General features: G+C 65.8%; 15 protein-coding genes. 9 read left to right on the top strand and 6 right to left on the bottom strand.

From position 1 onward, the window contains the following. The first annotated feature begins 42 nt into the window (after window positions 1–42). The 7 genes from trpA (at window position 43) to AB3X96_RS09805 (ending at window position 7856) form a co-directional block, all read left to right on the top strand. Complete coding sequence (gene trpA, locus AB3X96_RS09835) at window positions 43–855, top strand: tryptophan synthase subunit alpha (protein ID WP_368589566.1); 813 nt, start codon at window positions 43–45, stop codon at window positions 853–855. A 78-nt stretch (window positions 856–933) separates the two neighbouring features. Further along, window positions 934–1806 carry an acetyl-CoA carboxylase, carboxyltransferase subunit beta gene (gene accD, locus AB3X96_RS09830; protein ID WP_013092946.1) on the top strand — a complete coding sequence of 291 codons (873 nt, stop codon included), beginning with the start codon at window positions 934–936 and terminating at the stop codon, window positions 1804–1806. Between the two features lie 231 nt (window positions 1807–2037). Continuing rightward, on the top strand, window positions 2038–3348 hold the full coding sequence (gene folC / locus AB3X96_RS09825; RefSeq protein WP_368589565.1) for a bifunctional tetrahydrofolate synthase/dihydrofolate synthase: 1311 nt from the start codon (window positions 2038–2040) through the stop codon (window positions 3346–3348). Window positions 3349–3377: 29 nt separating this feature from the next. Further along, complete coding sequence (locus AB3X96_RS09820) at window positions 3378–4340, top strand: SPOR domain-containing protein (RefSeq protein ID WP_368589564.1); 963 nt, start codon at window positions 3378–3380, stop codon at window positions 4338–4340. Window positions 4341–4347: 7 nt separating this feature from the next. Then, on the top strand, window positions 4348–4899 hold the full coding sequence (locus AB3X96_RS09815) for a CvpA family protein (protein WP_368589563.1): 552 nt from the start codon (window positions 4348–4350) through the stop codon (window positions 4897–4899). An 89-nt stretch (window positions 4900–4988) separates the two neighbouring features. After that, window positions 4989–6539 (top strand): amidophosphoribosyltransferase, encoded by a 1551-nt coding sequence (purF, locus tag AB3X96_RS09810; protein ID WP_176107179.1) that lies wholly within the window; start codon window positions 4989–4991, stop codon window positions 6537–6539. Window positions 6540–6659: 120 nt separating this feature from the next. Then, on the top strand, window positions 6660–7856 hold the full coding sequence (locus AB3X96_RS09805; RefSeq protein WP_368589562.1) for an O-succinylhomoserine sulfhydrylase: 1197 nt from the start codon (window positions 6660–6662) through the stop codon (window positions 7854–7856). 17 nt (window positions 7857–7873) lie between these two features. Here AB3X96_RS09805 and AB3X96_RS09800 read toward each other — a convergent pair whose 3' ends face one another. Continuing rightward, complete coding sequence (locus AB3X96_RS09800) at window positions 7874–8662, bottom strand: helix-turn-helix domain-containing protein (RefSeq protein ID WP_368589561.1); 789 nt, start codon at window positions 8660–8662, stop codon at window positions 7874–7876. Between the two features lie 19 nt (window positions 8663–8681). Continuing rightward, on the bottom strand, window positions 8682–9023 hold the full coding sequence (locus AB3X96_RS09795; protein WP_176107182.1) for an FKBP-type peptidyl-prolyl cis-trans isomerase: 342 nt from the start codon (window positions 9021–9023) through the stop codon (window positions 8682–8684). Window positions 9024–9220: 197 nt separating this feature from the next. On the opposite strand from AB3X96_RS09795, the gene AB3X96_RS09790 reads away from it, so the two are divergent. Both AB3X96_RS09790 and AB3X96_RS09785 read left to right on the top strand, forming a co-directional pair. Beyond that, window positions 9221–10042, top strand: a complete 822-nt coding sequence (locus tag AB3X96_RS09790; protein ID WP_368589560.1) for a sensor histidine kinase — start codon at window positions 9221–9223, stop codon at window positions 10040–10042. A gap of 90 nt (window positions 10043–10132) precedes the next feature. Continuing rightward, window positions 10133–11476 carry a hemolysin family protein gene (locus tag AB3X96_RS09785; RefSeq protein WP_368589559.1) on the top strand — a complete coding sequence of 448 codons (1344 nt, stop codon included), beginning with the start codon at window positions 10133–10135 and terminating at the stop codon, window positions 11474–11476. Between the two features lie 40 nt (window positions 11477–11516). Here the strand turns inward: AB3X96_RS09785 and treY are convergent, their stop codons facing one another. The 4 genes from treY to glgX form a co-directional block, all read right to left on the bottom strand. Next, on the bottom strand, window positions 11517–14384 hold the full coding sequence (treY, locus tag AB3X96_RS09780; protein ID WP_368589558.1) for a malto-oligosyltrehalose synthase: 2868 nt from the start codon (window positions 14382–14384) through the stop codon (window positions 11517–11519). Further along, window positions 14381–16579, bottom strand: a complete 2199-nt coding sequence (gene malQ, locus AB3X96_RS09775) for a 4-alpha-glucanotransferase (RefSeq protein WP_368589557.1) — start codon at window positions 16577–16579, stop codon at window positions 14381–14383. Before malQ ends, treY begins: the two co-directional genes overlap by 4 nt. After that, complete coding sequence (treZ, locus tag AB3X96_RS09770; protein ID WP_368589556.1) at window positions 16576–18480, bottom strand: malto-oligosyltrehalose trehalohydrolase; 1905 nt, start codon at window positions 18478–18480, stop codon at window positions 16576–16578. Before treZ ends, malQ begins: the two co-directional genes overlap by 4 nt. Window positions 18481–18615: 135 nt before the next feature. Then, window positions 18616–20829, bottom strand: coding sequence for a glycogen debranching protein GlgX (gene glgX, locus AB3X96_RS09765; RefSeq protein ID WP_368589555.1), 2214 nt, complete (start codon window positions 20827–20829; stop codon window positions 18616–18618). Window positions 20830–20841 lie beyond the last annotated feature (12 nt).

Genomic DNA, 20841 nt, shown 5'->3' with positions numbered 1-20841 from the left:
GCTGCGATCAGCGCGCAGTAGCCCTAATTCGAGAATACTTCCATGTCCCGTATCAAGAACACGTTTGCCGCGCTGTCCGCCCAAGGTAAGAAAGGCTTGATTCCGTTCATGACCGCTGGCGACCCGGACCCGGCTCGCACGGTCGAATTCATGCACGCGCTCGCCGCCGGCGGCGCCGATGTGATTGAACTCGGCGTGCCGTTTTCCGACCCGATGGCCGACGGTCCGGTGATCCAGCAGTCGTCCGAACGTGCGCTCGCAAAGGGCGTGTCGCTACGTCACGTGCTGGCCGACGTCCAACGCTTCCGCGAAACCGACGACAAAACCCCCGTGGTGCTGATGGGCTATGCGAACCCGATCGAGCGGATGGGCGCCGAGGCCTTCGCGAAAGCCGCGAAGGAAGCCGGTGTCGACGGCGTGCTGGTGGTCGATTATCCGCCTGAAGAATGCGCTAACTTCGCTGAACAGATGCAGTCTGCCGGTATCGATCCGATCTTTTTGCTCGCGCCGACCTCAACCGACGAACGTATCGCCGAAGTCGGCCGTATCGCCAGTGGCTATGTCTACTATGTGTCGCTGAAAGGGGTCACCGGCGCCGCAAATCTGGACGTTTCCAACATCGCGAGTAAAATCCCGGCCATCAAGTCGCGCGTCCCCCTGCCAGTGGGCGTCGGTTTCGGCATTCGCGACGCGCAAACGGCGCGTGCGGTGGGTGAGGTGGCCGATGCCGTCGTGATCGGCAGCCGTCTCGTTCAATTGCTCGAACAGGCTGCGCCCGACACCGCTGCCGAGACGCTCAAGCGTTTCGTTGCCGAAGTGCGCGAGGCGCTCGATAGCGTCGCGACTGCCCGATAACAGTTATTTTTGTCGCGGTAACGTGAGCGGCGGGCTCGTCCCGCCGTTTGCGCGACTGCTGACCCAGAAGGATTTCCTATGAGCTGGCTCGATAAGCTGCTGCCGCCAAAAATCAAACAAACCGACCCGAAGAACCGCAAGGGAATTCCGGAAGGCCTGTGGATCAAGTGCCCGTCGTGCGAAGCCGTTCTGTATCGCAACGACGTGGAGGCCAATCTGCATGTTTGCCCGAAGTGCGACCATCACATGCGCATCGGCGCGCGTGAGCGGCTGGACAGCCTGCTCGATCCTGAAGGCCGCTACGAAATCGGCCAGGAGATCGTTCCGGTCGACGCGCTGAAGTTCAAAGATAGCCGCAAGTATCCCGAGCGCATCAAAGAGGCGATGGACGAAACGGACGAGACCGATGCAATGGTCGTGATGGGCGGCGCGATTCATACGCTGCCGGTCGTTGTGGCGAACTTCGAGTTCTCGTTCATGGGCGGCTCGATGGGGTCGGTGGTCGGCGAGCGTTTCGCGCGCGGCGCACAGAACGCCCTCGAACAAAAAGTGCCGTTCATCTGCTTCACCGCTTCGGGCGGTGCGCGGATGCAGGAAAGCCTGCTGTCGCTAATGCAGATGGCGAAGACCACCGCGATGCTCACGAAGCTGGCCGAAGCCAAGCTGCCGTTCATCTCAGTGCTGACCGACCCGACGATGGGCGGCGTGTCCGCGAGTTTCGCGTTCCTCGGCGACGTCGTGATCGCCGAGCCCAAGGCGCTGATTGGCTTTGCCGGGCCGCGCGTGATTGAACAGACCGTGCGCGAGAAACTGCCGGAAGGGTTCCAGCGCGCCGAGTTCCTGTTGCAAAAGGGCGCGATCGACATGATCGTCGATCGTCGCAAGCTGCGCGAAGAGATAGCGCAATTGCTGGCGCTGTTGAGCCATCAGCCGGCGGACGCGGTCGCGTAAGAACCGGGCACCGAAGCAATCAAGAAAATAGCGCGCCGCGTGAGCAATCAAGCGGCGCGCTGTCATTTCCGGGATAATTACGGTCGCCTGCGATGCCGTTTCGCGGTTTATGCGCACAAACCCGGTCTCCACCCATGACCGGCGACCCGCGACCCGGACCGCAACCGCCTGACCAGCACCCTTCGCAGCACTGCAGAACCGAACTACCGCGACTCACTCAAGATTCACCCGATGACGACATTCCCCACCCTCGACGCGTGGCTCACGCACCTTGAATCCGCGCATCCGGTCGGCATCGACATGGGTTTGAGCCGCATCTCCCAGGTACGCGATGCGATGCACCTGTCGTTCGAGTGCCCGATCATCACGGTCGGCGGCACGAACGGCAAAGGCTCGACGTGCGCGATTCTCGAAGCGATTCTGCTGCGCGCGGGCTACACCGTCGGTTGCCACACGTCGCCGCATCTGCTGTCGTTCAACGAGCGCGCGCGCATCAACGGCGCAATGGCGAGCGACGCAGATCTGCTGCCGCACTTCGAAGCGGTCGAAGCCGCGCGCCAGAGCCTGGCCAAACCGGTTTCGCTGACCTACTTCGAATTTACGACGCTCGCGATCATGAGTCTGTTCGCGTCGCGCGGCCTCGACGCGGTGATTTTCGAGGTCGGCCTCGGCGGGCGTCTCGACGCGGTCAATATCCTCGATACCGACTGCGCGATCATCACGAGCATCGATATCGATCACACCGACTATCTCGGCGACACGCGCGAAAAAATCGCCTTCGAAAAGGCCGGTATCTTCCGCCCCGGCAAGCCGGCAATCTGCGCGGACCCGGTGCCGCCGCAATCGCTGATCGATCACGCGGAAACGATCGGCGCACACTTGTGGCTGTTCGGCCGCGACTTCCGTTACGAAGGCCAAGCCGGCAGCGAGCGTCAGCAGTGGAGCTACGTCGGACCGACGCTGCGGCGCTCGGCGCTCGCCTATCCGTCGCTGCGCGGCGCGAATCAGCTGATCAACACGTCGGCGGCGCTGGCCGGGCTCGAAGCATTGCGCGACCGTCTGCCGGTGTCGGCGCAGGACATCCGGCTCGGCATCGCCAACGTCGATCTGCCCGGCCGTTTCCAGGTGCTGCCGGGCAAGCCGTCCATCGTGCTCGACGTCGGCCACAACCCGCATGCCGCCGCGGTGCTCGGGCAGAATCTCGGCAACATGGGCTTTTTTCCGTACACGTACGCCGTGTTCGGTGCGATGCGCGACAAGGACATCGCCGGCGTGCTCAGTCATCTGAAAGGCGAGATCGATCACTGGTGCGTGACCGATCTGCCGACCCCGCGCGCCGCGTCCGCGCAAGAGCTGGAAACCGCGTTGCGCGAGCTGGGCGTGGAAGACAGCGCCGACAGCAGCGTCACGCGTTACTCGACGCCGGCAGAGGCTTTCCAGGACGCGCTAAAACGTGCGTCAGAGAATGATAGAATCGTGGTTTTCGGCAGTTTCTATACGGTAGCGGGTGTGATGGCCTACCGGAAATCGCAGCAACACTGAGCGGGCGCCAGGCTCGAACCAAGCGATTCATGGGAATTTTCTCGTTCGGCAAGAAAGACGACGCGCCTAGCCGGCGCGGCGCAAACACCAGTTCCAATCGGGCCGCCCGCGGTGAGCGCGTCGAGCGGCGTACCCGCCGCACCGAGCGCACCGTCGATGCAGATGCAATGCTGCTCGACCCCACGCTGCCGGAAAAGCAGCGCGCGCGCCGCCGGCTCGTCGGCGCAATCGCACTGGTCGTCGCGGCGGTAATCATTCTGCCGATGGTGCTGGATTCGCACCCGAAGCCCGTCACCGACGACATCTCGATCGACATTCCTAGCCGGCCCGCGCCGAGGCTCTCCAGATCGACCGCCAACGAAGACGTGCAAGCTGGCGTCGCGCCGGACAATCCGCCGGCCGGCGACAGCGGCATCGCCGCGTCCAGCCTCGCGCCGGCAGCGACCGCGGCATCCGCTGCGACAACGGCGGCGGCCCCGGCCTCTGCCGCGAAACCAACGCAATCGACTCAATCGACCGCAGCGAAACAGGGCACGGCCCCCTCCGTCGCCACCGGCACCGTTACCGCCGCGACGCCGAAGCCCGCCGCGAAGCCGCAAACGCAGTCACTTGCTGCCAACACCACTCCCGCCGCGCCCGCCAAACAGACGAAACCACCCGCCGCCGCACCGTCGGCCTCGACTGACGACGACGCGAATCCGGCCACCGCCAGCGCCGACGCGAACTCCGGCACGCCGGCCTCGCCGCCGGGCAACCGTTTCGCGGTGCAGCTCGGCGCCTTCTCGAACGAAGCGAATGCGCGCAATTGGGCCGCGAAGTTGAAAGCGGCGGGCGTGCCCACATATACCGAGCACCGGAAGCAAGCCGACGGTTCGACGCTGACATTGCTGCGTGCGGGCCCATTCGCCGACCGCGCCGCGGCCACCGCCGCTGTCGCGAAGGTCCGCGAGGCGGGCCTCGTGTCGGGCTCGAACGGCGGCAGCGCACAGTAAGCGAGCGATGTTCACTGCCTTCGACTACGCTGTAATGGCGGTGATCGGTTTGTCGGCGCTGCGAGGCGCCTGGCGCGGTTTGCTGTCGGAAGTGTTTGGTTTGATCGGCTGGGTCGCGGCGTTTTTCGTCGCCTGCGAGTTCGTCGGCTACGTGGTCCCGTACATCCCGTCCACCTGGCCGGGCGGCGCGTTGACGCAGTGGCTGCTGGCTTTTTCGCTCGTGGTGATCGGCGTAGTGCTGGTCGCGAGCGTGGTGAGCGCGCTGCTCAGCCGTCTCGTGCAGGTCACGGGCCTAGGCGGTGCGGACCGCTCGCTCGGTTTGATGTTCGGCCTCGTCCGCGGGGTCGTTCTGGTGCTGATTCTGGTCGCCCTCGCAGGCTTGACCGAACTGCCCAAAGAGGAATTCTGGCGCAACGCGCTGCTTCGTCCATATGCGGTTGCGGGCGTACGCGCAATGAAACCGCTGCTCCCCGGGGCGCTCGCCGCTTACGTCCATGTGGACGATCTGGGCGCCCCGAGCAACGCGCAACAGGACTCCGGCGCATACCGGCTGCCATGACGGCGTAGCGCGTCCCGTCGCATCGAAGCGCGGGCGCGAGCATAGGCACCGGTCGCCATCACGAATTTTGTACCTTTGAAGGACATGCCATGTGCGGCATCGTAGGCGTAGTTTCCCACTCCCCGGTCAACCAGCTGATCTATGACAGCCTGCTGCTGCTGCAGCATCGCGGTCAGGACGCCGCCGGCATCGCGACGGCGAACGGCAGCAATTTCCACATGCACAAGGCCAACGGCATGGTGCGCGACGTGTTCCGCACGCGCAACATGCGTAGCCTGCCGGGCACGACCGGCATCGGCCAGGTGCGTTACCCGACCGCCGGTTCGGCGTCGAGCGAAGAAGAGGCGCAGCCGTTCTACGTGAACGCGCCGTTCGGCATCATCCTCGCGCACAACGGCAACCTGACCAACTGGCAGCAGCTGAAAGATGAGATGTTCCGCATCGATCGCCGCCACGTGAACACCAATTCCGATACCGAAGTGCTGCTCAACGTGTTCGCGCACGAATTGCAACTGTCGAGTTCGGGTCTGCAACTCGATCCGGCCGCGCTGTTCAAGGCGGTATCGGGCGTGCATCGGCGGGTGCGCGGTTCTTACGCGATCGTCGCGCTGATCGCCGGCTACGGTCTGCTCGGCGTCCGCGACCCGTTCGGTATTCGCCCTCTGTGCCTCGGCAAGCTGGAAACGGCTGAAGGCGTCGAGTGGATGCTGGCGTCGGAATCGGTGGCGATCGAAGGCATTGGTTTCGAATTCGTGCGCGACGTGCAGCCGGGCGAGGCGGTTTTCATCGACGCGGAAGGCCAACTGCATTCGCAGCAGTGCGCGACGGCTCCGAGCCTGAACCCCTGCATCTTCGAACTCGTGTATCTGGCGCGTCCGGATTCGGTGCTCGACGGCGTGCCGGTCTACAACGTGCGTCTGCGCATGGGTGACTACCTCGCCGAGAAGATCAAGCGCGAGCTGCCCGACGTCGCGATCGACGTCGTGATGCCGATTCCCGACTCGTCGCGCCCGGCCGCGATGCAGGTCGCGAAGAAGCTCGGCGTCGAGTATCGCGAGGGCTTCTTCAAGAACCGCTATGTAGGCCGTACCTTCATCATGCCGGGCCAGGCGGTGCGCAAGAAGTCGGTGCGCCAGAAGCTGAACGCGATGAACATCGAGTTCAAGGGCAAGAACGTGCTGATCGTCGACGACTCGATCGTGCGCGGCACGACGTCGCATGAAATCGTGCAGATGGCGCGCGATGCGGGCGCGAACAAGGTGATTTTCGCGTCGGCGGCGCCCCCGGTGAAATTCCCGAACGTCTACGGCATCGACATGCCGACGCGCGGCGAACTGGTCGCGCACGGCCGCTCGGACGAGGAAGTCGCGCGCATGATCGGCGCGGATCACCTCGTGTACCAGGACGTCGACGCGCTGAAGCAGGCGGTGCGCGATATCAACCCGGCGCTGAAGGCGTTCGAGGCTTCGTGCTTCGACGGCAACTACGTGACCGGCGACATCACGACCGAGTACCTCGACCGCATCGAAAGCGCGCGTCTCGCGCCGTCGTCGCAATCGGATCGCGATGCCGCGAGCGAAGCGATCGACGGTGGCGGCCCGGCGCGTTCGCAGCTGCATCTGCAACTGTCGGTGGGTTGAGCGCACACACCGCACCTTTCCGCACACGAAGCCCGCTTATGCCGACGCAAAGCGGGCTTTTTTGTTGCTGCCTCATTTAGCCGCCCAGGCAGCGACTGACTCCTGGAGACCAGACCCAACATGGACGACTCCCTGAACCTCGACTTCGACACGCTGGCCGTCCGCTCGGGCACCGCGCGCAGCGACTTCAACGAGCACTCGGAAGCGATCTTCCTGACCTCGAGCTTCGTCTTCGCGAGCGCCGCGGAAGCCGCCGAGCGCTTCAGGAACTCCGAAGACTATTTCACGTACTCGCGCTTCTCGAATCCGACCGTCTCGATGTTCCAGGACCGGCTGGCCGCGCTCGAAGGCGGCGAGGCCTGTATCGCGACCGCGTCGGGGATGGCCGCGATCATGTCGGTCGTGATGTCGACGTTGCAGGCGGGCGACCACCTCGTCAGCTCGCGGGCGCTGTTCGGCTCGACGCTTGGCATGTTCTCGCAGATCTTCAGCAAGTTCGGCATCACGACCACGTTCGTCGATCCGACCGATTTGAACGCTTGGAACGAAGCGGTGCGTCCCGAAACGAAGATGTTCTTCCTCGAAACGCCTTCCAACCCGCTGACCGAGGTTTCGGATATCGAAGCGATCGGCAGGATCGCGAAGGCCGCGAATGCGCTGTTCGTCGTCGATAACTGCTTCTGCAGCCCGGCGTTGCAGCAGCCGCTGAAACTGGGCGCGGACGTCGTCATGCATTCGGCGACCAAGTTCCTCGACGGCCAGGGCCGTGTGCTCGGCGGCGCGCTGGTCGGTTCGAAGCAATTCATCATGGAAAAGGTGTTTCCGTTCGTGCGCAGTGCCGGGCCGACGCTGTCCGCGTTCAACGCGTGGGTACTGTTGAAAGGCATGGAAACGCTGTCGCTGCGTGCAGAAAAGCAGTCGGCGAATGCGCTCGAAATCGCGCGCTGGCTCGACTCGCATCCGGCCATCAATCGCGTGTTCTATCCCGGACTCGAATCGCATCCGCAGCATGCGCTCGCGATGCGTCAGCAGAAGTCGGGCGGCGCGATCGTGTCGTTCGAGCTGAAGGGCGACACGCCTGAACAGATGCGTGCGAACGCATGGCGCGTGATCGACGGCACGAAGGTCTGTTCGATCACCGGCAACCTGGGCGACACGCGTACGACGATCACGCATCCGGCCACGACCACGCACGGCCGCATCACGCCCGAAGCGCGCGCGGCGGCGGGCATCAGCGAAGGTCTGATCCGGCTTGCGGTGGGCCTCGAAAACCCGGGAGATATCCGTGCGGATCTGCAGCGTGGGTTAAAAGGCTGACAGGACCTTCGCCGCCCTCAGTGCCGCAGCGCGCGCCACTGCCCGGGCGCCAGCCCAAAACGCCGCGTAAATGCGTGCGTGTAAGCGCTCTGATCGCCGAAGCCGATGTCGAGCGCAATATCGGTCAACGAAAGACGTGGGTCCGCGAGCAGCGTGATCGACGTGTCGAGCCGCAGCCGCTGCAAATAGCGATGCGGTGTCTCGCCGAACGCATCGGTAAACAGTTGGTGAAAACGCCGCATGCCGAAGCCGCAGTGCGCGGCGAGGTCTGCGATCTTCAGCGGCTCGGACAGATGCGCGCGCAGCCAGCGGTCGATGCGCGCGAAATCGAGCCGAACGCCTTCGCTCTGCGCACCGGCGAGCGCCCCGGAATCGACGACCAGCGCGGCGCCCAGACGTGCGGCGGCATCCCAATGGAAGCGACGATGACCGAAAGCATCGTCTTGCGTTTTGCCCACGCCGCCCGCCGCATGCGCGGCAATCGTGTGCACGAGTTGCGCGAGCGCTGGATCGACGGCCACGGCTCGCGCGCGCTCGAACAGCCGCTCGGGCACCGCTAGCGACGTCGCGGGCAAATCGAGTACGAGCTGCCGGTTGGTGCCGACGCCCGAATATTCGTGCCGCGCGCCGGCCGGGATCAGCCATGCGGAGCCGGCGTCGATCTGCTCCGCGACGCCGTTCACCGCCATCACCATCGCGCCGTCGAGCCCCAGCACGACCTGGTGGAAGTCGTGCACGTCCGACGCTTCGATCGCGCCATAGCAGCGCAGCGAAACGTTAGGGGCGGTGACGGCGGCGTGGCTCATAACAGCACTTAGGTGTGGCTCAGACTGCGAGCAGTTCGACTTCGAACACGAGCGTCGCGTTCGGCGGAATCACGCCGCCCGCGCCGCGCACGCCGTAGCCGAGTTGCGGCGGAATGGTCAGCTTGCGCTTGCCGCCGACCTTCATGCCTTGCACGCCTTCGTCCCAGCCCTTGATGACCATGCCGCCGCCCAGCACGAACGCGAACGGGTCATTGCGGTCCTTGCTCGAATCGAACTTCTGGCCGTCGGTCAGCCAGCCCGTGTAGTGCACGGTCACGGTCTTGCCGGCGACGGCTTCGGCGCCGGTGCCTTCCACGAGGTCTTCGTACTTCAGGCCGGATTCGGTCGTCACAGTCGACATGCGTTGCTCCTCAGATCAAAAAACGTAAAAGCGACATTGTAGGCGCGTTGACGCCGATCGCCGAATCTTGTCCGGTTTCGCGCATGGCATGCGGATTGCGGCGCGCCTCGCGGTTCGGCCTGGACTGGTCGGTCGAAACGGGATGCCTATAATGAGGCTTCCCCCCATCATCCAGCACTGCCTGAGAGGACTCGATCGTGACTACGTCACCCACCGGGACTGCTGGCGCCCAGCCGGCGTCGGCCGGCTTCGTCATCTCCGAACGCAGCGCGCTGCTGCGCGCGGAAACCGCGTTGTTCATGCGCGATCATGTGCTGTCGCTGGTGTCGCACGACCTGCGCGGTCCGTTGAATGCGATTCATAGCTGGGCCTACGTGCTCGAGCGCAAGCTCGACGCGAACGATCCCAACTCGCAGCGCGCGATCACCGGCATTCGCAGCGGCGTCGATCAGCAGGTGAAGCTGCTCGAGACGATCGTCGATACGACGCGCGCCGAAACGAAATCGCTCGCGCTCACGTATGAACCTTTTCCGCTGCATCCGCTGCTCGCCGAAACCGTCGAGGAAGTCCGCGCCGGCCTCGCCCGCGCGCGCGGCGTCGAAGTGCGGCTCGACTCGCAGATCGCCACCGAGCAACTGAACGGCGACCGCGCTCGTCTCGCCGCCGCGCTGTGGCTGATGCTGACGTTCGGCGTCGAAGCGAGCGCGCGGGGCGCCGAGGTCGCACTGGCCGCGCGCGCGGACAACGGCACATGGCATGCGAGCGTCGCGTACGAACCAAACGAGGCCGCGTTGAACGACGCGGCGCTGCCGCACGTGCTCGAAGCGTTCGCCCGCAAGCAGGCGGGCGAGCCGCGCGAGGCGAAGCGCATCGCGTGGGTGTTCGCGTTATGCAAGCGCGTCGCGGAGGCGCATGGCGGGAGCTTCGAGCAAAGCGATTCGACGGAAGCGGGCAGCGTCACCGCGACGCCCGCCACGCTCGTGCTGCGCGTGCCGTTCAGCGCGGCGGTGCCGAAATGAGCGTCGCGCGCGAATGCGTTCGCGCACAATAAAGATTTCATAGAGCTTTCAACCCTATACTGACAACTTTTGTTGCCGGAGCCCGTCGCTTTGATACAGGTTGTCGCCCTCATCGGTGCAATGTTTCTGGTTGCACTCAATGGCTTTTTCGTCGCTGCCGAATTCGGTCTGGTCAAACTGCGGCAGACCCGCGTGCAAAGCCTCGCCACCCGGCATGGCATGCGCGGCCGTCTGCTCGCGAAGGTGCACGGACAGCTCGACGCATATCTGTCGGCGTGTCAGCTGGGCATCACGCTAGCGTCGCTCGGGCTCGGCTGGATCGGCGAGCCGGCTTTCGCGCAACTGCTGATGCCCCTCTTCTCGTTGATTGGCGTCGAGTCCGAGAGGCTGATCCACGGCATTTCGCTGTTCTTCGCGTTTTCGTGCATTTCGTTCCTGCATATCGTGGTCGGCGAGCTCGCGCCGAAGTCTCTGGCGATCCGCGAGGCGGAGAAAATTTCGTTGTGGGCCGCAACACCGCTGTACGGTTTCTACTGGGCGATGTACCCCGCCATCTGGTTGCTCAACACGAGCGCGAACACGGTGCTGAAGGCCGCGGGCCTCGATACCGACCACGGCCACGACTCGCATTACTCGACCGAGGAACTCAAGCTGATCCTGCGCGGCCGCCGCGCGAACGTCGCGAGCGAACTCGGTTCGTCGAGCGGCGCGTACAGCCAGGACGAATGGAACACGATCGCGCATTCGCTCGACTTCTCGCGTATGACCGTATCGGACCTGATGCGGCCGTCGCATGAAATGGTCTGCCTGCGGCGCGATCTGCCGCTGCGCGAGAACATGCAGGTGGTCGCGCGGCACCGCTTCAGCCGCTATCCGCTGTTCGAGGATGCCGCGGGCGAACGCGTGGCCGGCATGATCCATCTGAAGGACCTGCTGCTCGCGCGTCAGGCGGGCAGCACGCTCGAAGACCTGTCGCGCTACGTGCGCCCCGTGCAGTACGTGAAGCCGGACATGCCGGCGCTCGAACTGTTCCGGCGCTTTCGCAAAGGCGCGCCGCACTTCGCGCTGGTCGGCCACAAGAACGAAAAACCGATCGGCTTCCTGACGCTCGACAACCTGCTCGGCGCGCTGGTCGGACAGATCCACGACGAGTTTCGCCAGGGCGACGCCGACTGGACCCGCATGGACGACGGCACGCTGATGGGCAAGGGCAGCTTGCCGGTGGTGTCGCTCGAACGGGCGCTGGGTATCGACATCGATGAGGGCAAGGCCGAGTCCGTGGGCGGCCTCGTGATCCAGGCCCTCAACGATCTGCCCGGCGAAGGGCAGCGCGTCGAGTTCGAAGACTTCGACGTGGTGGTCAAGAAGATGAAGGGACCGCGCATCGTGCTGGTGCGCGTGTATCCGAAGGTGTTCGACGACGAGGGCGGTTGAGGCCCGAGCCGACCCGAAGCCTCAACCCTGTTCATCCGCCTCAGCTTCGAGGCACCCCATCCTCCACCAGCACCGCGACCGGCATCGCGGCGAGCGCGTCGCGCAGATGCAGCAGCCCGTGATCGTCGACTTTCGGCGCGGCGGGGCTCAGCCAGTCGAACAGCGCGCGCGCCGACAGATCGGGCGGCATTTCGATGGCCGTATCCGCCCATTGCGCGGATTCGACGAGCGGCAGATCGGCATCGTCGCCAAGCAAGCCCGCCGCCAACCGGCTGGCGATCACTACGGCCCACGCATTGCCGTGGCGCCGCGCAAACGCGATCACATTCGACGCATGCGCGCCGCGCACCGTGAGCGGCAGATACGTGCCCTGACTCAGCAACTCCGGCAGATGCGTGCGCAGCGCCAGCACGCGTTGGATCACCGCGAGCTTCACGCGTCCGTCGCGCCAGTCCGCGAGGAATTCCGACGGCGGCGTTTGCGCTTGGGGCAGCCACGCCTCGCGTTGCGCGAAATCGACGGGCCGCCGATTGTCCGGATCGACGAGGCTGAAGTCCCACAGCTCGGTGCCTTGGTAAAGATCGGGGATTCCGGGTGACGCAAGACGCAGCACCGTCTGCTGCAGACTGTTGAGCGCGCCCGCGCGGCCAATCCGCTCGACGAACGCCGACAGCTCCTTTAGAAAGGCGTCGCGCCGCTGTGGCGCGAGGATGCCGAACAGGAACTCGCGGCAGCCGGCTTCGTAGGCTTCGTCGGGGGCGAGCCAACTGGTTTGCAGCTTCGCCTCGCGCAGTTCCTTCAACTGCCATTGCGCGACGCGTTCGGCCAGCTCCTTGACGCCGGCTTCGTCGTCGGCACGCAGATCGGGCGGCCAACAACCCACCAGCGTCTGGTACAGCATATCCTCGGCGGCGGGGCCGGGAGCCCATGCGTCGCTCTTGTCCTGGCTCACGCTGCTGATCGGCGTGCCGTCGAGCGCGCGACGCTGCGGCGCGTTCAACGTCGACCATGCACGCAGCGTCGCGCCCCATTCGTCGGCGATCTCACTCAACACCGCGAGCCGCGCGCGCACGTCTTCACCGCGCTTGTGATCGTGCGTGGCGGTCGCCAGCATCGCGTGCGGAAAACGTTGCGCGCGCTCGAGATTGCCCGCGTGAAACTGCTCGACCGACAGCGCGAACTCGCCCGGGTCCGAGCCGACTTCGTTGCGCGACAGCAGACGGCCATAGCGATAGCAGGCGGTGTCTTCGATCGCCTTGGCGGCGAGCGGCGCGGTCAGCTGCGAAAACAGCGTTTGCGCGCTGCGCCGGGACGATCCCGCATGCGGCGGCGCTCCGCCGCCTTGCGCCGGCTGCTGCGACTGCGCGCCGGGCCGCGCGGGCGGCGCCTCTTCGGCGCTTCCGCCGAGCCATGCATTCACGCGCTCGAGCGCCGCGTCGTCCGAGCGCGGCAGCGAAGCGCGCGCGCCCGCGAGCGCCTGCTCGAAATAGACGTTGTCGGCGGCGCTGCGCAGTCCGCCCAGCGGATACATGCGGTATACGGGGAAATGCACGACCAGTTCGGTCAGCACGCGGCGCAGCGCCGGGTACGTGAAGTCGCGCGTGCTCAGCGAATCGCGTGCGATCCGATGCAGCGCGCGCGCCGCGCGGTCCAGTTCCGCCGAGAAGTTTTCCGCGAGAATCTTGCGCCGTGCCGCGTGCGCTTCATCGGCGAAGCGCGCGCTGCGGCCGGTCAGTTCGGCCCACGTGTTGGCGAGCGGCTCGGCGCCGGCCGGATCGTGCAGCAGCGCGCCGACGTCGCGCATGAAGTCGTAGCCGGTCGTACCGTCGACGGGCCAGTCGTCGCGCAACGGCTCGCCGCGGCCGAGAATCTTTTCGACCACCACGTACGGCGCGGTGTCGCGCAACTCGCTGAGCCGCTGGCGCAAACGCTGGCAGTATTCGCGCGGCTCGGCGAGCCCGTCGATATGATCGATCCGCAAGCCGTCGATGAGCCCTTCGCGGTAGAGGCGAAAGATCAGCGCATGCACCGCCTCGAACACCTCGGGCCGCTCGACGCGCACGGCGGCGAGCGACGAGATGTCGAAGAAGCGCCGCCAGTTCACTTCGTCGGAGGCGGTGCGCCACCACGCGAGCCGGAAATGCTGCCGCTCGATCAGCCGATGCAGCCGGTCGCGCGTGACCGGATCTGCTGGCGCGTAAGTCTCCAGCACGAACTCGATTGCCGACGCGCCTTCGCGCGCGACGAACTCGCGCAGCGCGTCACGCGCCTCGGCGGCGCGCGGCTGATCGGCGGGCTGCGTCGTGAGTCCGTGAAAGCGATTGGCGAGCGCGCTCAGATCGGCGCGGTCGGCGCCTTGCAGGATGGCCGCGTAATCGACCGGGCAGACCGGGAACACGTGCGGGCCGTAGCCGATATAAAAGCGACCGCTGTCGGCGGCGAAATGCAGCGCGATGCGGCCCGCCACCAATTCATCGCCGTACGACGCCCCGAGCGTCGGCAGCAGCACCTTGCCGCGTAGCGCGGGATCGGGCGAATGCCAGTCGACGTCGAAATGACGCGCAAACGCGCTGTGGCGACCCCATTCGAGGATGTCGAGCCACCACGCGTTGCTCGAACCGCCGACGCCCATATGATTCGGCACGATGTCGACGATGAGCCCCATGCCGTGCGCGCGCAGCTTGTCGACGAGGCGCTTCAAGCCCGCCTCGCCGCCGTATTCGGCGCTGACCTGGGTGTAGTCGACGGTGTCGTAGCCGTGCATCGAGCCGGGCTCGGCCGTCGTGATCGGCGACGCGTACAGATGGCTGATGCCGAGCGCGGCGAAGTATTCGACGTGGCGCACGGCGTCGTCGAACGTGAAGCCCCGATGGAACTGGAGGCGCAGTGTGGAGCGTGGGACGGTCATGGCGTGTCGGGCTCCGCGGAAGTGTTCGGTGAAGGCGCGGCGGCGCGGCGAGCGCCGTCGACGGCCAGCAGTCGGTCGGTGAAGACGGGGTCCTCGAACATCGCGTCGATGGGCAGCGCCATGCGGCGGCGCCAGTTCGGATGTTCGTCGATCGAGCCTGGCAGATTCGGCTGCTCGGCAAGCGCGAGCAGGTCTTCGAGCGGGAACGTGACGAGCGGCCCGGGCGTCGCGGCGACGAATGCGAGCGCTTCGTCGACCGGCGGGTTGTCGGCGTCGGGCGGCGCGACGCCGGGTGCGGCCACGCCCGCTAGCTGGAACGCGCGCCACAAGTCGGCGCGTTCCTGCGCGCGCTCTTCGAGCGCCGCGTCTTCGGGGTCGCGGCCGTCGGCGCGCGCCATCGTCTGGCCGATGCGGTTGCGCCACATGATGTCGCTGCCGCGCCACCAGCCGGCGACTGTCGGCAGATCGTGCGTGGTCGTCGTGCCGACCGCATAGCGGTCCCAATCGGCCGGCGCCTTGAAGCCGTGGCCGTCCGGCGCGCCTTCGAACCACAGCACGCGAATCCCCTCGATGCCGTGCTCGTCGAGCCGCTCGCGAAAACCGGACGGCACGGTGCCGAGATCCTCGCCGATCACGATCGCGCGATGCCGCCACGATTCGAGCGCGATCAGCCGCAGCAGGTCTTCGAGCGGATAGCGCAGATACGCGCCGTTGCGCGCGCTTTCGCCTTCGGGCACGAGCCATAGACGCCGCAAGCCGAGAATGTGATCGATGCGGATGCCGCCGGCATGCGCGAACGCCGCGCGCAGCATGTCGATGAACGCGGCGAAGCCTTGCGTGCGCATCGCGCGCGGCGAAAAGGTGGTGAGTCCCCACGACTGGCCGGCCTGGTTGAACAGATCGGGTGGCGCGCCGACCGACACGCCCTGCAGCATGTCGTCGGGGTAGGACCATGCATGACTGCCGGCGCTGTCACAACCCACCGCGAGATCGGCGATCAGGCCGACCGCCATGCCGGCTTCGCGCGCGGTGTGCTGCGCGTGCAACAGGCCGCGCGAGGCCAGCCACTGCAGGAACAGATGAAAATCGACCTCGTTGCGATGCGCGGCGGCGAACGCGTCGACTTCGGGGCTGCGCGGGTCGCGCAACGCGTCGGGCCAATTGCGCCAATGGCCGTCGCCGCCTTGCGCGAGTTGCGCGGCTTGCAGCGCTTCGAAGCGCGCGTGATCTTCGAGCGCGCGCCCCGCGCGTTCGCAGAAGCCGTGAAATTCGAGTGCGCGCGGCGAGTGCTGCGGGCGCTCGTTCGCGCTGAACTGCTCGTACAGCGCGCGCAATACCGAGAGTTTCAACGCTGTCGCGTGCGGCCAGTCGATCAGCGGCAGGTCTTCGTATTTCGACGATGCGTTGCCGGCCTGCGCCAATGCCGATGCGCACGCGTGCGCGCCGAACACCGCCGCCGGATCGATATGTGTGACGTTGAGCCACAAACGCGACGACGGTGCGTACGGGCTGAAGCGCTCGGGCTGTGCGCTGAACATCGCGTGGGTCGGACTGACGGCGAGCGCGTGCGCGCCGCGCTGCGCGCCGTGCCGTGCAAGCTGCGCGAGCGCCGTGTAATCGCCGATGCCGCCATCGCCGACGCGACGCAAGCCATACAGTTGCGCAGCGATGCCCCAGAGTGGCGGCATGGGCGGCGAGACGTCGCCGTCGCCATCGCCGCCGTGCAGCGTGCGCCATGCGTCGGCGACGGTGTAGCAGCGCGGCGGTGCGACCGCGAGCGTCATGCGCTGGTCGTTGATCACGAGCGTGTGATAGCCGGCTTCGTCGATCGGCGCGAGCAACGCTTCCTCGCCTTTCGGCGCGGTGAAGCGGCCGTCGATGATCGCGCCGCTCTCCAGCTCGATCCGGTAATGGCTGCCCGACTTGACCGCGGCCGCCGGCAGCGCGATGCCACGCCCGATCACCGCGGTCATCAGCGGCGGCAGCCTGCGGCCCGATAGTTCGGCCTCCAGAGCAGCGGCGCTGTGGCGGATCTCGGTGGCGTTGCCGCACGGCAGACCCATGCGTTCGAGCAGCGTGCCGAGTGTTTTTTCAGGCACGTGCTGCGTGTTGTGGTGCGCGTCCTGCCACTCCACCTCGAAGCCTGCGCGGGTGGCGAGCGCGGCGAGCCGGTCGTTGGGGCGTCGGGTCGTCACGCGCGCTGCTCCTCGTGCGACGCGATGCGCGCATCGTGGCGGCTCGCGAATTCGTTGATGTCGCCGGTCAGCCATGCGATGCACGCATCAGCGGGCAATACCCGCGCGTCGGCCTGGTCGCGCGCGCGTGGCGGCGTCTCGAAAACGATCTTGCCGGCGGGGATGTCGTCGAGTGCGACGTTCTGTTGCGACAGATTCAGCGCGATCGACAGCGTCTCGCCATCGCCGAGTCTCCAGCGCGCGACCAGCGCGTTCGCGTCGCCGCCACCTGCGTCGCGCAGCACGGCCGCGCCGCAGGCCTTCGTATGTTTCAGGCGCGGCGTGATCAGCTTCGCGCGCACCGCGAGCGCGGACTTGTAGTAGTGCATCCAGTCGAGCCGATCCGGTGTCGGCTTCGCATCGGGCCCGGGTGGCGACGACGCGGCGAAGGTCTCGGCATCGTTCGGATCGGGAATCTGCGCGCGGCTTTTCTCGTCGCTGAACGCGGCGAAGCGCGCGAATTCACGGCGTCGCCCTTCGCGCACGGCGTCGGCGAGAGCGCCGGTGTAATCGGTGAAAAACAGGAACGGTTGCGTCGAGCCGTATTCTTCGTCCATGAACAGCAGCGGAATTTGCGGCGACAGCAACAGCAACGCGGTCGCGGCGCGCAGCGCGTCGTCGGAAGTCAGCTTGCGCAGACGTTCGCCGAACGCACGGTTGCCGATCTGATCGTGGTTCTGCAAAAACATCACGAACGACGTGGGCGGCAGATGCGCGCTCGCTTCGCCACGCGGCGCCCCATCGTGCAGCGGCGACGGCTCTCCCTGATACGCGAAGCCTTCGGACAGCACGCGCGCGAGCCGGCGAATCGGTTCGCTCGCATACGCGTGGTAATAGCCTTCGGTTTCGCCGGTCAGCAGCACGTGCAGCGTGTTGTGCGCGTCGTCGTTCCATTGCGCGTCGAAATGCGCGTCGAGCAGGCTCGCGTTGTTGTGCTCGTTTTCGAGCACCAGATGCACGTGGCGGCCATGCTGCACGCGCGCGCGGATATGGTCCGACAGCTCGCGCAGCCACGCGGGGTTGTCGATCGCATGCACCGCGTCGAAGCGCAGTCCGTCGAAGCGGTACTCGTTGATCCAGTAGACCGCGTTGTCGGTGAAGAAGTCGCTGACTTCGCTGCGCTCGAAGTCGATCGCGGGGCCCCATGGCGTGTTCACGCCCGCGCGGAAAAACGGCTCCGCGTAAGTATGCAGATAGTTGCCGTCCGGTCCGAAGTGGTTGTAGACGACATCGAGAAACACCATCAGGCCGACACCATGCGCGGCGTCGATCAGCGCCTTCAGTTCTTCGGGACGGCCGTAGGCGGAGTCGGGCGCGTACGGCAGCACGCCGTCGTAACCCCAGTTGTGACCGCCGGGAAAGTCGTTCAACGGCATCAGTTCGATTGCGGTGACGCCGAGCGCGGCGAACTCGGGCAGGCGTTTTTGCACGCCCGCATAGCCGCCCATTGCACCGACGTGCAATTCGTACAGTACCGTTTCTTCCCAAGGCCGGCCGTGCCACTCGGTGTGTTCCCAGTGGTACGCGCGCGGATCGATGACCTCGCTCGGGCCATGCACGTCCCGCGGCTGGAATCGCGAGGCCGGATCGGGCACTGTCTGCTTGCCGTCGAGCTGGAACCGATACAGCGTGCCCGCGCCGCTCTCCACGGTGGCCTCGAACCAGCCGTTGCCGGTCGGCGCCATCTCGTGCGTGCCTTGCGCGTGCCCGCTTTCGATGACCACCTGCACGCTGTTGCACGACGGTGCCCAAAAACGGAACCGCGTGCGCGGTCGCGTGCCGCTCGCGCCGATCAACTGCGCGCTGAACGGCAGGCAGTGCGCGTGATGATGCGTGTGAGGATCAATCGGACTATCGGACATGTCTTCACCATTCGACTCTGCAAACGCGCCTGGATAGCAAGGTGACGCGACGCAAGCATTGCGTCGCAACATTCTTGCCACCCCGGCTGCGTTGCGATTTGTCCACGCTCAAACTATGTCGCCGCAGTGCGTCGTTCATTGCGAGCCATCGTCGTTTGGTGTCTGCGCGCCGGGGTCGGGCGGCAGCGCGGTCAACAACCGAGGCCCATGCTGCGCGCCGGCCACCCAGCCGGCTTGCCAATCTGCTTCGCCGGTCGGCTGCGCGGCGAGTATCACGAGGCCGTGTGCGCCGACCTCGAGTTCTGCCGTCGCTAGCCGCTGCGGCGCGCGATCTGGATCGGCGGTGTCCAGCAGCACATGCCATTCCAGGTGCGGCGCGGGAGGCGAGAACTGCAGCGGTTCGTCGTGAGCGTTGAGCATCAGTAACAATACTTCGGTTTCGCCATTCAGGCCCGGTCCCGCGCGACGCAACGTGAACGCGCGCCCCTCCGGGTCCTGCCACGCTTCGATCGTCAGCGGATCGCCGTGTTCGTCGAACCAGCCGACGTCGAACAGGCCGGGCAGCACCTCACGGTCGCCGAACAGAAAGCGCGTTTCACGCAACAGCGGGTGGCGCTTTCGCAAGCCGATCACGCGCGCGACGAACTCGGTCATGCGCCGGCCTTCCGGCGAATCCGCAAGGTCCCAGTCGATCCAGGATAGGTCGTTATCCTGACAGTAAGCATTGTTGTTGCCGCGCTGGGTGCGCAGCGCTTCGTCGCCGGCGAGCAGCATCGGCGTGCCGAGCGCGATCATCAGTGTCGCGATCAGCGAGCGCGACACGCGGCGGCGCGTGGCGAGAATCGCGGGGTCGTCGGTCGCGCCTTCGACACCCCAGTTGCGGCTGCAATTCTCGTTGTGGCCGTCGTTGTTGTCTTCCTGGTTGGCTTCGTTGTGCTTCTGCTCGTACGCGGTGACATCGGCCAACGTGAAGCCGTCGTGCGACGTGACGAAGTTGAGCGACGCCCACGGCTTGCGATGCCGCCGGTTGAACAGATCGGCCGAACCGGTCAGGCGCGCGGCGAGGTCGGGCCGCAGGCCGGCGTCGCCACGCCAGAACCGTCGCACCGTGTCGCGGAAACGGTCGTTCCATTCGCTGAAGCCGGGCGGATGATTGCCTAGCTGATAGCCGCCAGGACCGATATCCCAAGGCTCGGAAATCAGCTTGCGTTGCGATAGCACCGGGTCCTGGCGCAACGCGTCGAACAGGCCCGAACCCGGATCGAAGCCGTGGCTTTCGCGCCCGAGCGTCACGCCGAGATCGAAACGGAAGCCGTCGATGTTGAACGCGGTCGACCAGTAGCGCAGCGAATCCATCACCATCTGCATCACGCGCGGATGCGGCAGATTGACCGTATTGCCGCAGCCGGTGTCGTTGATATGGTGACGCTCGTCGCCGGGGATCAGCCGGTAGTAGCTGGCGTTGTCGAGGCCGCGCCATGAGACGGTCGGGCCCATCTCGTTGCTTTCACAGGTGTGGTTGTAGACCACGTCGAGAATCACCTCGATGCCGGCCGCGTGAAGTTGCCGCACGGCGATGCGCATTTCATCGAGCCGGTGCGTGCTCAGGTAGGTCGGCTCCGGCGCGAAGAACGCGGCCGTGTTGTAGCCCCAGTAGTTGCGCAGGCCGCGCTCCACGAGGAAGCGGTCGTTTAGAAACGCGTGCACGGGCAGCAGCTCGACCGCGGTCACGCCGAGCTTCAGCAGATGCTCGATGAACTCGGGCGCGGCGAGCGCCGCGAACGTGCCGCGCTCATGCTGGCGCAGATCGGAGCGCAGCATCGACGCGCCGCGCAAGTGCGTTTCGTAGATCACGGTTTCGCCCCACGGCACGTCGGGACGCCTGTCGTGCGACGAGTCGAACGCCTCGTCGACGACGACGCACTTGGGCATCGCGGGCGCGGAATCGCGCCGGTCGATCGAAAGGTCCGCGCGATTCGAATGCACGCGATAGCCGAACAGCGCGTCGGACCAGCGAAACTGCCCGACGAGCTTGCGCGCATACGGGTCGAGCAGCAGCTTGTGCGGATTGAAGCGATGCCCGAAATGCGGCTGATACGGCCCGTGCGCGCGAAAGCCGTACGCGGTGCCAGGATGCGCGTTCGGCAGATAGCCGTGCCAGATCTCGTCGGTGCATTCGGGCATGGCGAAGCGGCGGATCTCCTTGCGTCCGGTGGAATCGAACAGGCACAGCTCGATTTTTTGCGCATTGGCCGAGAACACCGCGAAGTTGACACCCAGCCCGTCCCAGCTCGCGCCGAGCGGATACGGTGAGCCGGGCAGCAACCGGTCGGGCAACGCATGCGACATGTTTTCCCTTTC

This window comes from Paraburkholderia sp. BR13439 (assembly GCF_040948805.1).
GTDB lineage: Bacteria > Pseudomonadota > Gammaproteobacteria > Burkholderiales > Burkholderiaceae > Paraburkholderia > Paraburkholderia youngii.
The sequence above is the reverse complement of the archived record's forward strand: the minus strand, read 5'-3'. Positions and strand labels throughout refer to the sequence as shown.

What these genes read in the sequence shown, in the direction of transcription:
- AB3X96_RS09795 (WP_176107182.1), bottom strand. Translation starts at nt 9,023, where the DNA reads ATGTCGACTGTGACGACCGAATCCGGCCTGAAGTACGAAGACCTCGTG.
- AB3X96_RS09820 (WP_368589564.1), top strand. Translation starts at nt 3,378, where the DNA reads ATGGGAATTTTCTCGTTCGGCAAGAAAGACGACGCGCCTAGCCGGCGC.
- purF (WP_176107179.1), top strand. Translation starts at nt 4,989, where the DNA reads ATGTGCGGCATCGTAGGCGTAGTTTCCCACTCCCCGGTCAACCAGCTG.
- glgX (WP_368589555.1), bottom strand. Translation starts at nt 20,829, where the DNA reads ATGTCGCATGCGTTGCCCGACCGGTTGCTGCCCGGCTCACCGTATCCG.
- AB3X96_RS09800 (WP_368589561.1), bottom strand. Translation starts at nt 8,662, where the DNA reads ATGAGCCACGCCGCCGTCACCGCCCCTAACGTTTCGCTGCGCTGCTAT.
- AB3X96_RS09815 (WP_368589563.1), top strand. Translation starts at nt 4,348, where the DNA reads ATGTTCACTGCCTTCGACTACGCTGTAATGGCGGTGATCGGTTTGTCG.
- folC (WP_368589565.1), top strand. Translation starts at nt 2,038, where the DNA reads ATGACGACATTCCCCACCCTCGACGCGTGGCTCACGCACCTTGAATCC.
- treY (WP_368589558.1), bottom strand. Translation starts at nt 14,384, where the DNA reads ATGACCGTCCCACGCTCCACACTGCGCCTCCAGTTCCATCGGGGCTTC.
- treZ (WP_368589556.1), bottom strand. Translation starts at nt 18,480, where the DNA reads ATGTCCGATAGTCCGATTGATCCTCACACGCATCATCACGCGCACTGC.
- accD (WP_013092946.1), top strand. Translation starts at nt 934, where the DNA reads ATGAGCTGGCTCGATAAGCTGCTGCCGCCAAAAATCAAACAAACCGAC.
- trpA (WP_368589566.1), top strand. Translation starts at nt 43, where the DNA reads ATGTCCCGTATCAAGAACACGTTTGCCGCGCTGTCCGCCCAAGGTAAG.
- AB3X96_RS09805 (WP_368589562.1), top strand. Translation starts at nt 6,660, where the DNA reads ATGGACGACTCCCTGAACCTCGACTTCGACACGCTGGCCGTCCGCTCG.